The following is a 13,359-nucleotide window of genomic DNA, read 5'->3' as shown; positions in this document are numbered from 1 at the left end:
GGGGGTCCAGAAAATGTATAAATTTAATATTCTAAACCATTTTGTGGTAGGTACGCTTGGACCGAATTTGTGGCGATTTCAACTTAGCTTTTTTATCCTGACTTTGGGCATACGCGCAAACCAACTTGCAATTGCGTGGTGGACGTTACAAGAGACAAATTGCGCAGCATGCTTTTCGGCGATGGTCGCCTGCGCCATCAGCGCAGAGATACTTGCAAAACCTTTATTAGGATGGGTCGCCGATCGTTATTGCAAAATACAAGTAATATTAATCGGTAATATTCTAAGTGCTGGCTCCGTTTTGGCGCTGCTAACTTTATCGCTACTGAATGAGTTCAACGCGATCGCTGTCGGTTCTTTAATGGTTATCGGAAGTATCGTCATAGGCGTACGAGACCCAATCCAGTCAAGTATTATCCCTTCCCTGGTTGACAAAGAGCAAGTTCCTCTTGCCTTCAGATCGAAAGCGATAATGTCTTCGCTCGCCACACTCATCGGCCCTGTTATTGCAGGAGGATTGATCTCGGGCCTAGGAATCAGTATGGCGCTCGGCGTTGATTTGCTTGCAATAGTGCTGGCAGCGCGATTAGTGAGCTCAGCTGTCGTCAAACAAAGCGCTTCAAACTTGATGACTGAAAGCAGGATTAGTCTGATTCTTTCAGGTTTTAGAATTGCGTATCGAATAAAAATTGAATTTTATTTATCAATCTTAGCCATGATCGTAAATTTCGCATTATTTCCTTTTTTCGCAATTTTAGTCCCGCTGTACGTAAAAGATATACTATCGTTGCCTGTTTGGTATGTCGGCCTATTAGACTCTGCGTTCGGATTAGGCATATTAGTTGGAAGTTATTACTTTATAGGTTGGCTGGAAAATAAAGTCCCGCGAGATGTCTGTATTTCCGTTGGTTTTTCACTACTGGGATGTAACCTCCTCATTACCGGCCTACTCAATTCCCCTTGGTTGCTACCCATAGTTTTTTTCTGTGGAGGCGTAGGTTTAATGTTAGTCAACGTACACGCATCAACTGTCAGAACATTAGCAACACCTCAGCAATATCGAAATAGAATGAGTGCTACCGTAGCGTTTTTTTCGGCGCTTGCCAGCCCGATAGGAAGCATTGTGGTTGGGCTATATACTGAAAAAACAAACCTGAATCTCACTATAATCTTATTCGGGGGTCTAATATCCACTCTCTCTATGATTGTCTTCCTCATCCCACAGTTTAAATTAGTGATGAGGACTTCCAACAAAAAACTAGACGAAGTTTACAGGGAGATATATCCCACTGCCTTCCACGACACCGCGCATTGAACGACGGACTTCTTAAGTGAAAAAAAATATCGATATTACAAAAGAATATGACTCAATTTATGAGAAGCTCTCTGCCACGACTTTACTTCAAGACATCTTAAAAAAAGCTTTTGACGCTGACTACATTCAGGAAATCAATCAATTTTCCTTTCTGAAAAGAAAGGATCTTAATCAGATCCATGACGCTCTTTCAATTATTCCATCACCTTTATTAGGACTGGAACTTGGATGTGGCACAGGAGAACTTACATCTGAGCTAGCTCGCATCCATAATGGAAAATGGTTTGGCTTAGACATCTCATCAACTGCTATAAAACTAGCCAATCAGCGAATTCAAAAAACCTACACTTCTTTTAGCGTCAATTTCGCCATTGGCCACTTCGAGTCGATACCGCTCCCGCTATCCAGCATCGACTGCATTATAGCCATAGATTCCATACAACATTCGGCACCCTATATAGTATCAGCCTTTGAAATAAATCGGGTTCTCAAGCCTGGCGGATATCTAATATTCAGTAACTGGATTAAAAGAGCGCCCACCTCTCAACTAATACTTGAGGATCCTCTCTATGTAGAACTAATCAAAAATAATTTTATAATACTCACTACCATTGACACCGATCCGAATTTGGCAAAGCAGATAGAAGTGTACTCTGAAATATATAGGAGAAAATTGGATGTCGAGCGTATCCTGGGACGTCATTTTTTGGAAAATTTAATTCGTGAGGGGCATCACATTCTGATATCGCGAAACAGCATCCAGAGAGCACTCACTATAGCTCGAAAACAATAGCACCCTACCTTTTCCAATAAAGCGTCTGACAAGGTCATCCACCAGCGAACCCAGTGCCAGACCGTACTGAACACCGGCCCGAACGCAGCTTTTTCCAAACCCGGGTGCGGTAAGCCATCCATTGCTCGCGATTCAGGCGACGCGGTTTAACAGGTAAACCGCATCATCGTTCATCGCGGGCAAGCCCGCTCCCACAGGGATATGCGTGAGGCCTCAAGGAGTGTCAGGCTGGTTTGCCGGATGCGCTTTGATGAACGCCGGATGCGCGGCTGCCAGCGCCGCCACTCGCCGAATCCGTGGATACGCTTCCAGCGAAATATTGAATCGCTCAGCGGCGTACAACTGCGGAATCAAGTACACATCCGCCAGCCCCGGTTCATCGCCAAAGCAATAACCTTCATCACCAATCAACTGCTCTACCGTCGCCAGCCCCTGGCTGATCCAGTGCCCGATCCACTCGATCACCTGCGGTTCATCGTGCCCCAACTGCCGCAGTTTGTTGAGCACGCTGACGTTGTGCAGCGGATGCACGTCGCAACCAATCACCGCCGCCACACTGCGTTCATGCGCACGAGCCACGAGGTCTTTGGACAGCAACGGCACCTGTGGATAACGTTCCTCCAGGTACTCGATGATCGCCGGTGACTGAATCAGCAACTCGCCTTCGTCGGTCCGCAAGGCCGGCACCCGGCCTTGTGGGTTGATGACCAGATACGCTGGCTGGCGATGTTCGCCACCTGGCGGCGCGATCAGGTTGATCGGAAGCGCCCGGTAATCCAGGCCCTTCAACGCCAATGCGATCCGCACCCGGTACGACGAGGTCGAACGGTAGTAGGTATAGAGTTCCATGACCCGTTCCTCTTAACGCGCCGGCAGCACTTTGCCGCGGCATTCGCCGAAACCGATGGAGGCAAAACCATCGCGACTGCAACGGGCACGCAGAATGATTTCGTCGCCGTCCTCAAGGAATTTACGCACTTCACCGGAAGCCAGCTCGATCGGTTTTTTGCCGCCCTCGGTGATTTCCAGCAGGCTGCCGAACTGACCGTTTTCCGGCCCCGACAAGGTGCCCGAACCGAACAGGTCACCGGCCTGCAACTGGCAGCCGTTGACGCTGTGGTGCGCGACCAATTGCGCCACGGTCCAGTACATGTGTTGGGTGTTACTCAGGGTCAAGCGATGGGCCGGAATGTTCTGCTCGCGCATGGCTTCGGTCAGCAGCAGCACTTCCAGTTCGATGTCGAAGGCGCCCGCGGCTTGATCGCGTTTGTCGAACAGGTAGGGCAGCGGCTGCGGATCGCCTTCCGGACGCGCCGGTTGCGCACGGCGGAACGGCTCCAGCGCTTCGGCTGTCACGACCCATGGCGAGATGCTGGTGATAAAACTCTTCGACAGGAACGGCCCCAGAGGCTGGTACTCCCACGCCTGGATATCCCGCGCCGACCAGTCGTTGAGCAGGCAGAACCCGGCGATGTGATCGGCGGCATCACCGATGGCAATCGGGTCGCCCATCTCGTTGCCCTGGCCAATCCAGATACCCAGTTCCAGTTCGTAATCCAGCCGTGCGCACGGGCCGAAGGTCGGCTCGGTCGAACCGGCCGGCAGCGTCTGGCCTTTCGGCCGGCGAACGTCGGTGCCGGACGGGCGAATGGTCGATGCGCGACCGTGATAACCAATCGGCACGTACTTGTAGTTCGGCAGCAGCGGGTTGTCGGGACGGAACAGTTTGCCAACGTTTTGCGCGTGCTCGATGCCGACATAGAAGTCGGTGTAATCGTTGATTTTTGCCGGCAGGTGCATCTCGCAGTTTGCCGCCAGCGGCAGTAGTTTTGCGCTTTGGGCTTCGATCTTGCCGTGCAGGGTGCTGCCTTCCTGGAACAGTTCGATCAAGCGTTCACGCAGGGCCACACGAGCCTCGCGGCCCAGCTCGAAAAAGGCATTGAGCTGGCCACCACGGGTAGCTTCGACGGCAGTTTTCGCCGCGCCATCGAACAGGCCAGCCTCCAGCGCGGCTTCCAGATCAAAGATGTGTTCGCCAATCGCCACGCCACTACGCGGCGCGGCGCCCTTCACGCTGAACACACCCAACGGCAGGTTTTGCAGGGGAAAATCGGCATGGCCGTTGGCGGAGGCAACCCAGCTACGAGTAATGGAAGTCTGAGTCATGGGTTATCTCCGGGTCGGGTCGAAAGTGGCGGGCAGCGTGGCCCAGCAGGCATCGTAGTTGGTTTGCAGTTGCGGGTAATCGAGGGCGAATTGGCTTGGGCGCAGCACCTGGCTGGTCTCGAACATGAAGGCCATGGTGTTGTCGATTTTCGCCGGGGCGAGGTCGGCGTTGACCGCTTTGGTGCAGGTTTCACCGTCCGGGCCGTGGGCGCTCATGCAGCTGTGCAGCGACGCGCCACCGGGCACGAAGCCTTCGGCCTTGGCGTCGTATTCGCCCTTGATCAGGCCCATGAATTCGTTCATCAGGTTGCGGTGGAACCACGGTGGCCGGAAGGTTTTTTCGGCGACCATCCAGCGTGGCGGGAAGATCACGAAGTCCAGATTGGCCAGGCCGTGGACGCTGGTCGGCGAGGTCAGGACGGTGAAAATCGACGGATCCGGGTGGTCGAAACTGACCGTGCCGATGGTGTTGAAACGGCGCAGGTCATATTTGTACGGCACGTTGTTGCCATGCCAGGCGACCACGTTGAGCGGCGAGTGATCGAGTTCGCAGCCCCACAACTGGCCGAGGAATTTTTGCACCAGAGTGGTCGGTTGTTTGAGGTTTTCGTAATGGGCGACCGGGCTCAGGAAGTCTCGCGGATTGGCCAGACCGTTGCTGCCGATAGGGCCCAGATCCGGCAGGCGCAGTGGCGCGCCGTGGTTCTCGGCGATATAGCCGCGCGCTTGCGGGTCGAGCAGTTCGACGCGAAATTTCAGACCGCGTGGCAGCACGGCGATTTCCAGCGGCTCCAATTCCAGCACGCCCAGTTCGGTGGCGATGCGCAGGCGACCCAGTTCAGGCACCAGCAACAGTTCGCCATCGGCGTTGAAGAACACGCGCTCCATGGAGCGGTTGGCGCGGTAGCTGTAGATGCTGATACCGGCCGGTTTGTCTGCACCCGAGTTGGCGGCCATGCTCACCAGGCCGTCGATGAAATCGGTGGGTTCAGTCGGAATGTCCAACGGGTTCCAACGCAGGCGATTAGGGGTGACTTCACCCAACGGACCGCCGGCCAGTTGCCGATCCAGTTTGACGAACGCCGGGTGATTGGCCGACGGCTGAATGCGGTACATCCAGGTCCGCCGTGCCTCGGCGCGAGCCATGGTGAACGCGGTGCCGGAGAACAGTTCGGTGTAGAGGCCATACGGGGCTTTTTGCGGGGAGTTCTGGCCGACGGGCAGTGCGCCGGGCAACGCTTCACTGCTGAATTCGTTGCCGAAGCCGGACTGATAAGCCAGCGCGGGCGCCGTTGAATCGAGGTTCATGGAGCCTCCTGAACAGGGAGTAGGCAATGGCCTGTCGCTCTGTTGCAGAGGTCGCGGCACGCCTGGGTTATTTTTATCGTAATTCAATTACGCATAACGTAATTTGATTGGTATTGACCGTCAAGCTATAAAGACGCCCATTCGTCCCGGGATCAGACCGCCTCCATGGAAACGCCGCGCAGCAACGATAAACAGAAAGTCCGCTCGGCCGAGGTCGGTACCGACATCCTCAAGGCATTGGCCGAGTTATCGCCATCGACGTCACTGTCGCGTCTGGCCGAGCATGTGCAGATGCCGGCGAGCAAGGTTCACCGCTATTTGCAGGCATTGATCGCCAGCGGTTTTGCCGAACAGAACAGCGCCACCAACCACTACGGCCTGGGCCGCGAAGCGCTGCGTGTGGGGCTGGCAGCACTCAACAGTATGGACGTGCTGAAAGTCGCCGCCCTGCCCCTGGCCGAACTGCGCGATGAGTTGAATGAAACGTGTTTTCTGGCGGTGTGGGGCAATCAGGGCGCGACCGTGGTGCATATCGAACCGGCGGTGCGCGCGGTGACCGTGGTCACGCAATTGGGCTCGGTATTGCCGTTGCTCAGTTCCTCCACCGGCCTGGTGTTTGGCGCGTTCCTGCCAAAACGCGAAACCGTAGAGTTGCGCGAGCAGGAACTGCACAAGGCCAATGCCCATGCGCTAGCGGACGATCAGGCCTATACAACCTTGTGCGAACAGATCCGTGATCGCGGCTTGCATCATGTGCATGGCTTGTTGATGCCCGGCGTCGATGCGTTGTCAGCCCCGGTGTTCAACGCAGTCGGGAATGTGGTGGCCGTCATGACCATCGTTGGCCCGGCGTCACTGTTTCACGCCGACGAAAACGGCCCGGCGGCGCAGCGATTGCTGGCGGCGACGCGGGCCGTGAGTTGGCGAATGGGATATGAGCCATCCGCTTTCACTGGTTAATCAAGTTGATCGCCTACTGGATCGATTACTTGTTTCGGTAGGACTCGACCACAACACGACCTGCTTTATTAAGGTTGATGATATCCAATTCGCTCACTCGATCATCTTTATCAAAAGTCCATCGCTTGAAAAATATACCTGCGTATTCATCGTTGAACGCCGGCAGCTCATTCTCTTGCACTTTCTCCATGATCGCCCAGCTCAAGCTTTCGGAGTAATCAACCACCTGCTTTCCTTCGTCGTTGACCACTACCGAATTCAGGTAGGTTTCATCGGCATTGATCACAATACTCATATCACCGAAAACCTCAGCCAGTTTTTTACTGACTTCTTCCAACAAATAATTCTTCACAATCAGCATCCTTTCTATAAATAGGGGATCGGCCAAATTACATTCAAAAAGATAAATACAAATTGACGGGCCGACGCCCACTTTATAAAACATTCCAACAACACAAGTAACTCTAAAACTTGTATGCATTCGTAAATATATAACCACCACTCAAACAACGATACCCAGCACTTTTGCCTTAGCCACCGCTTGAGTTCTACGCGCAACGCCCAACTTTCCGTTAATCCGTCGCGCATGGGTTTTAACTGTATGTAACGATATAAACAATAGATCGGCTATTTGTTGATTGGAGTTCCCCTGGGCAACCAACTCAAGGACTTCTATTTCACGTTGACTTAACCGGTTCTGGACCAAAGCCGCCGGTTCAGGGGTCAGCCCTGAATCAGTACGACCCATCGCCTCTGGCAAGCGAGGCTGGCGTAATTGAAAGTCGCGAAGAACCTGTTGAAGGTTGCAACGCTCGACTATTGCCAGACCTTCCTGCAACGACTGGCGAGCAGCAGGCGTTTCGCCCGTCAACCAGGCGACTTCTGCCAGCGCCAGCTGCAATTGCGCTTGCAGCCCTGCCATTCCCCGTTGTTGCGCCCAGTGCAACTGGGTCTCTAGCTGCACCAGCGGGGTTTGCGCCTGCCCCCGATACACCTCGGTCAGCACCAACAGGAATTCGAGGCCGGGAATCAGCTCCAGCGTCGCCGGCGGCGCCTGACGCGCATGGGCACCGTGATAGTGGCGCAGCACCCGCGTCAGGGCTTCATGGGCCAGATCCGCACGGCCCTGCTGTAGCCAGAAATGGCAGCTGAATTGCAACAGAACACTGCGGTAGACCGTGTCTGGAATCCGCCGCTGTTGCATCAACCGTTCAGCGTCACGCAGCAGAACAAACGCCTGGGCGTAGTCCTGGCGATTGGCAGCCAGTTGCGCGAGGCCGAGGAAACCATAAAGCACGCGTTTGTCCTGGCTGCGCAGGCAGATTTGCAGGCCGCTTTCGAAATACGCGGCCGCTTGCGTTTCTTGCCCCTGACACAGGCTCAAACGTCCGCGACGCAAGGCAATCCGCCCCAACAGCGGTTGGGCCAGCGGTTGCTGCTGGACGAGCAGGCCATGCATGTTGGCCAGCAGATTTTCCGCCCGGCCGGATGCGCCACGCTGTTCAAGCAATTGCGCATGATCAAGTTCCAGCAACCCTTCGAACACCAGCGAACCTTGCGCTCGTGCCAGGCACAACGCCTCACGGTTGATAGCCTGCGCCACGTCGAGTTCGCCCCGGAGCAGCGCTTGCTGGGTCAGCCCTGACAGGCACATCAGTCGAGCGGTCCAGAGCGTGGGGTCGAGTTCGTCGAGCGCCTCCAGCAAATGTGCGCGCGAAGGCCCCATGCGCCCCTGCAAATGCAGCAGCCAACCCTGCATCGCTTGCCAACGTGCAATCAACTGCCGCTGATGCAACGCCGACGGCTGAGGGGCGAAACGTGACAAATGCTCGATACACTCACCCGCCTGCTCGAACCGCCCGGCAAACAGCAACGCCGCAGTGATCAGCCCCACCAGTTGCGGCGAGCCGAGCATCAGCTCTTCGCCTTTTTGCTCATGCAAACGCAACAACAGCACCACGGTCTGCTCCTCGAACAGGTGCTCGAAACTGAAATGCTGCAACAGACTGACCGCGACCTCGAACTCCTCAGCCAGCAAGGCTTGTTCAAACGCGGCTTTCCAGTCCAGCTCGGCGGCGAACCATTGGCAGGCGCGACGATGCCAGGAACGTCCCGCCGGCCATTGCTCTTCGCGCATCAATTGCGTGAGGGGGGTGAAAATCTGCAGCCAGTCTGTCGAGTCCTGCCAGGGCTCGATGAAGCAGCCCAACGCCTGCAACGTGCTCAGGCATTGGGCGCCCTCGCCTGCACCGAACAGGTGGTCGCACAACCGGGCATTGAACCGCTGCAGGTGGGCCAACACCCGCCAGGCTTCCGCCAACTCTGGGGTCAGCATGCCGAACAGTTCGTGTTCGAGGTAATCGTGCAGGGTGTCCGGGCGACCGTGCAGCGACTCGTTGCGCGACCAGTCGCATTTTTGCAGCAGCGCTATCCGCACGCCTGCGCACCAGCCACCGCTGAGTTCGATGATCCGGCTGGCACGCTTCGCCGCCTGCTCCGGTTCCAGGTGATGCAGCAGTCGGGCAATTTCCGTTTGAGTGAAGGCCAGCGTCGCGCGCTCGCAGTCGTACAGTTCATCCGCGAGCAACAAGCGTGGCCAATTGCATTGCGGGCGGCGCCGACCACTTAGCCACCAGGTAATCATCGGGCTGCTGATGGCCAGCAACCGGTCGAGTAACAGGTCCAGCTCCGGGTTGGGCGTGCGGCAATAGTCGTCGAGACACAGCCAGGTCGGCGTCTGCCATTGAGCCAGCGATGACAGCAAGGTGGTTTCGTCCGCCGAGGCCAATCCCAACGCCTGGGCCAGCCGCTGCCGAAAATCGGCAGCCTTCATCGGCTCCCCCGCCAACGGCAACCAACGGACCCGGCACTGCTCGGGCGCCTGCAACAGGCACTCGATGAGCAGCGCACTCTTGCCACTGCCGGCCGGCGCACAGAGCAATTTCACACGCGCGGTCGAGGCCAGTAACGGCTCGATCAGCCGCTCGCGAGACTGATGATGGGAAGACAAACGGGGCAGGAGTCCAGGACGGTCCAGACACGGGGTCATGGCGGTCATAGTGGTGCGCCTTTTTATAATTGTGGCGCCACCCTAGCCCTCTCCACATGGCTTGTTGAAGAAGTATTCAACACACTGATCGACACCTATAAAAAAGGTGACCGCAAAGTCACCTTTTTCTGTAAGAGCTGTAGGAATGATTACCTCACCCCTGTACTCCGCAGCGCTGCAGGCGTGTAGTCACCTGCTTTGGCATCGATACCGAATTCAAAGCTGCGCTTCTCCTCGTTCTTCATTCCCAGTGCGATGTAGCGACCGGCGATCAAGTCATACAGCGCTTCAACGGTGTAGGCCGGAACCTGGTGATCGTAGTAGAACTGGGCATGACCTTCCGCGACGCGCCACAGTTGACCGCGACCGTCGTAGTGGTCGGCCAGCGCCACCTGCCAGCTGTCTTCGTCGATGTACATGTGACGCTTGGCGTACACGTGCCGCTCATTGGGCTTGACCGTGGCGACGATCTCCCAGACCCGGTGCAACTCGTAGCGCGTCAGGTCCTGATTGATATGCCCGGCCTTGATCACATCGGTGTACTTGAGGTTGGGCGAGTCGAGCTTGTAGCTGTTGTAAGGGATGTACATTTCCTTCTTGCCGATCAGCTTCCAGTCGTAGCGATCCGGTGCCCCGGAAAACATGTCGAAGTTGTCCGTGGTGCGCAACCCGTCGGACGAGGTGCCGACGCCGTCATAGGCCACTTGCGGTGCACGCCGTACACGACGCTGGCCAGCGTTGTAGATCCAGGCCTTGCGCGGTTCCTTGACCTGATCGAGGGTCTCGTGAACCAGCAGCACGTTGCCCGCCAACCGCGCCGGCGCCGTGACTTCCTGCTTGAAGTAGCTGAGGACGTTTTCGTCGCTGCCCGGTTTCAAGTCACCCAACAGCGAAGGCACCGCGACCTCATCCTTGAAGCGGATCACCGTGAAGTCGCCATTGGACTGCGGCGTGGCCTGGGTGATGGTGCGACGCAAATTACCGCCGTGATAACGGGTGACGTGGTTCCAGATGACTTCGACGCCGTTCTTCGGAATCGGAAATGCGTAGTAGCGATTGCCGGTGAAATTGGCCAGGCCATTGCCGTCGTTGATCGGCGTCACGTTCAGCGCGCTGCGCTTGGCCGACTCGTAAATGTCCGGTGGCAAGGCCACGGTACGGTGGGTCGGGTAGACCGGGATTTTGTAGGTCTCCGGGTAGCGTTTGAACATCGCGATCTGACCGTCGGAGAGCTTGTCCTTGTACTTGTCGACGGTGGCCGCGGTGATGGTAAACAGCGGTTTTTCATTGGCGAACGGGTCGGCGAGGAAACCTTTGCTGTCCACCGCGCCGGCGTTTTTTGGAAGGCCGCCGGTCCAGGCCGGAATCGAGCCATCGGCATTGCCGGCCTTCTCGGCGCCCAACGGCGTCAGGCTGGTGCCGAGTTTATTGGCTTCTTCCGGCGACACGGCGGCCATTACATCGACGGCCAACAGGCTCAGGGCCAGAACGCTGCATTGCAGAATCATCTTGCGCATTGAAATCATCCTTCTCAGCCAGATCAGAAGTTCACGCCAAAGCTCAGCGCCAGGAAGTCGCGATCTTCCAGAGTGTTGTAGTCACCACCGAAGAAATCGGTGTAACTGAGGCTCGCGGTGTAGGTGTTGCGATAGTCCGCATCGACGCCGACGCTGATGGCCTTGGCGCCTTCGTTGAACAGCCCGTTGGGACCGTAACCGGCAACGTCATGGGACCACGACAGGTTGGGTTTGAAATTGATCCCGGCGATGACGTTGTTGTAATCAAGGATCGCGCGGGCGCGGTAGCCCCAGGACGTCGAAGTGACGAAACCGTCGGTATCACCGTGGAAACCGTACTGCCCGTAGACCGAATCGCGGCCGTAACGCAGCTTGCTTTTGTCCTCCAGCCCGCCAACGTGGACAACGGCTGCCTCACCCACCAGGGTCAGACGGTCGGCCCCGGCGACTTGATCGATGAAGTGCGTCAGGGTGCTCTGGATTTGCGTCACTTCCTTGCGGCGATAGCCTTTGTTGTCCGCGCCGGGCGTCGTGGCGATCGGCGAGGCCGCGCCGCCGGCAATCGGGTTAAGCAAGGCCAGTGTCAGGTCGGTGCTGTTGACCTGCACCGGTGCGTTGGGGCGATAGCTGATCTCGCCGGTCCATGCGGTGCCGGTCGGCAAGGTGGTGGAGAAGCTCGCGCCGTAGAGGCGGATGTCTTCCGGGTACTCGAGGTAGTACTGACCGCGACCGAGCATCACGCTTTGGGCCAAGGCCGAACCGGTGCCGGGTGCAACGGCGTTGGCGGTGCCGACGATGGCCGGAATCCGTGCCAGCGTCCCCGGCCCGGCGGTGGTGGTGCCGACATTCGGCGTGCGGCTGTGGTAGTTCATGAAGTACAGGCCGTACTCGGTGTCGTCGCCCAGCCAGCGCAACGCCGTACCCCATTGCCCGGAGTCGCGGGCGTCGCGGTCGCCGCCACGGGGAACAATGACCCCTTCCTTGCCGACCTGAAAGCCTTGGCCAAAGGCCGCAGCGATCGGTTGCAAAGGTGCAATCGCCGGGCTGGCAACGGTGTATCCGGTGGTGCAGCCGTCTGCCGCCACGTCCCCCCCGAAGAAGGTGCCGCAGTTGTCGAGAACGGTCTGATCCCACTCCAGTTGATAGAACCCTTCCACCGTCAGTTTGTCGGTCAGCCCCTGGGAGGCGAACAGCATGTTCACCGGAATCAGGCCTTCCTTGATCTCTGCGCCAGGACGGCGGAACGCGGAAACGTCGACCGGGTTGATGCTGTTGATCGAGTTGCCGATGAAGGTACTTTCACCCCAACTGACCACCTGTTTACCGGCGCGCACGGTGCCCGGCAGATCGGCGATGGAATAGTTGTGATAGACAAACGCATCGAGGATCTGCGCGCCGGCAGACTTGGAACCCTCTTTGCGATTGTGATCGCTGATCGGCTTGAACTCGCGGTCTTCGTCCTTCAATTCGAAGTCGTACCAATACTTGCCACGGACAAACACGCCGGTATCGCCGTACTTCAGTTCGAGGTCGTGAATGCCCTTGAAGATCTTCGAGTAGGTTTCGCCCTTCTTGAAGTTCAGACGCCCATCGTCACCGGTCGACGCCTGGCCGGTCCCGCCGTTGACGGTGCCCACCAGCGATTTATCGGCATCGCGCATGCCCCAGCTCGCGCCGACGGACAACGAGGAGTCGAATGTCCCCTCGATTTCGCCAATGTTGAATGAAACGGCCTGCGCCTGGGCACAGCAACCCAAGGCAACCGCAGCGGCCAGCGCCTGCGGCGTGAAGATGGCGCGCATTGTTGTTTTTGTCATGCGTCTTCCCCGGTGAGTGACAGAAGGCCACACCCTACTGCCGAAGGTCGGGAGCGATAAGCGCACCAAGGAGGTATTCGTTGTGTACCTCTAAAGGATGAATGGCCTTGCGGCGAACGGACATGCGCGAGGTATGGATGAAGTGGATGGAGGCTCATCATCCTGATGCATGAACGCAAGACTGTTGCTCAGACTGCAACACTGCATGTCCGTAATCGCTATTTTTCCTTTGGGCTCAAGTGCTTATTCTTGCCGGGCTTTCAAGGCAAACCGCCTGACAGCACACAGCGATGGCGTGTGATCAGTCCGTGCCATTAGCGACAGATTTCTGATGAATCGAAGCTTTCGACTCATCGCCCCGTGTTCACTGACGTTGATTTGTAGCTCCTTGATCCAACGTCTTACTTTGGCCGCTGCGTTTGCAGCGGCCTTTT

The 13,359-nt window shown here is 56.8% G+C and carries 10 protein-coding genes; 3 read left to right on the top strand and 7 right to left on the bottom strand.

The features are described 5' to 3' along the window. Positions 1–13 precede the first annotated feature (13 nt). Complete coding sequence (locus tag ACI77H_RS25605) at positions 14–1,315, top strand: MFS transporter (RefSeq protein WP_407014398.1); 1,302 nt, start codon at positions 14–16, stop codon at positions 1,313–1,315. 16 nt (positions 1,316–1,331) lie between these two features. Continuing rightward, positions 1,332–2,108 (top strand): class I SAM-dependent methyltransferase, encoded by a 777-nt coding sequence (locus tag ACI77H_RS25600; protein WP_407014397.1) that lies wholly within the window; start codon positions 1,332–1,334, stop codon positions 2,106–2,108. A gap of 213 nt (positions 2,109–2,321) precedes the next feature. Here ACI77H_RS25600 and maiA read toward each other — a convergent pair whose 3' ends face one another. Genes maiA through hmgA form a run of 3 tightly spaced genes read right to left on the bottom strand, consistent with a single transcriptional unit; the run spans position 2,322 to position 5,582 of the window. Further along, positions 2,322–2,957 (bottom strand): maleylacetoacetate isomerase, encoded by a 636-nt coding sequence (gene maiA, locus ACI77H_RS25595; protein WP_407014396.1) that lies wholly within the window; start codon positions 2,955–2,957, stop codon positions 2,322–2,324. Positions 2,958–2,969: 12 nt separating this feature from the next. Continuing rightward, positions 2,970–4,274, bottom strand: a complete 1,305-nt coding sequence (fahA, locus tag ACI77H_RS25590) for a fumarylacetoacetase (protein ID WP_407014395.1) — start codon at positions 4,272–4,274, stop codon at positions 2,970–2,972. Between the two features lie 3 nt (positions 4,275–4,277). Further along, complete coding sequence (gene hmgA / locus ACI77H_RS25585) at positions 4,278–5,582, bottom strand: homogentisate 1,2-dioxygenase (RefSeq protein WP_407014394.1); 1,305 nt, start codon at positions 5,580–5,582, stop codon at positions 4,278–4,280. Between the two features lie 165 nt (positions 5,583–5,747). Here hmgA and ACI77H_RS25580 point away from each other — a divergent pair, with 165 nt between their 5' ends. Next, on the top strand, positions 5,748–6,542 hold the full coding sequence (locus ACI77H_RS25580; RefSeq protein WP_407014393.1) for an IclR family transcriptional regulator: 795 nt from the start codon (positions 5,748–5,750) through the stop codon (positions 6,540–6,542). Between the two features lie 25 nt (positions 6,543–6,567). Here the strand turns inward: ACI77H_RS25580 and ACI77H_RS25575 are convergent, their stop codons facing one another. The 4 genes from ACI77H_RS25575 to ACI77H_RS25560 all read right to left on the bottom strand — a co-directional run bounded on the left by ACI77H_RS25575 (position 6,568) and on the right by ACI77H_RS25560 (position 12,925). Then, on the bottom strand, positions 6,568–6,903 hold the full coding sequence (locus ACI77H_RS25575; RefSeq protein ID WP_407014537.1) for a hypothetical protein: 336 nt from the start codon (positions 6,901–6,903) through the stop codon (positions 6,568–6,570). Between the two features lie 141 nt (positions 6,904–7,044). Next, positions 7,045–9,600, bottom strand: coding sequence for a LuxR C-terminal-related transcriptional regulator (locus tag ACI77H_RS25570; protein ID WP_407014392.1), 2,556 nt, complete (start codon positions 9,598–9,600; stop codon positions 7,045–7,047). Positions 9,601–9,740: 140 nt separating this feature from the next. After that, positions 9,741–11,108 (bottom strand): DUF1329 domain-containing protein, encoded by a 1,368-nt coding sequence (locus ACI77H_RS25565; protein WP_407014391.1) that lies wholly within the window; start codon positions 11,106–11,108, stop codon positions 9,741–9,743. 23 nt (positions 11,109–11,131) lie between these two features. Then, positions 11,132–12,925: a DUF1302 domain-containing protein gene (locus tag ACI77H_RS25560; protein ID WP_407014390.1), complete on the bottom strand. Its 1,794-nt coding sequence runs from the start codon at positions 12,923–12,925 to the stop codon at positions 11,132–11,134. Positions 12,926–13,359 lie beyond the last annotated feature (434 nt).

It is taken from the genome of Pseudomonas sp. O230, from assembly GCF_045447035.1.
Taxonomy (GTDB): domain Bacteria; phylum Pseudomonadota; class Gammaproteobacteria; order Pseudomonadales; family Pseudomonadaceae; genus Aquipseudomonas.
The sequence above is the reverse complement of the archived record's forward strand: the minus strand, read 5'-3'. Positions and strand labels throughout refer to the sequence as shown.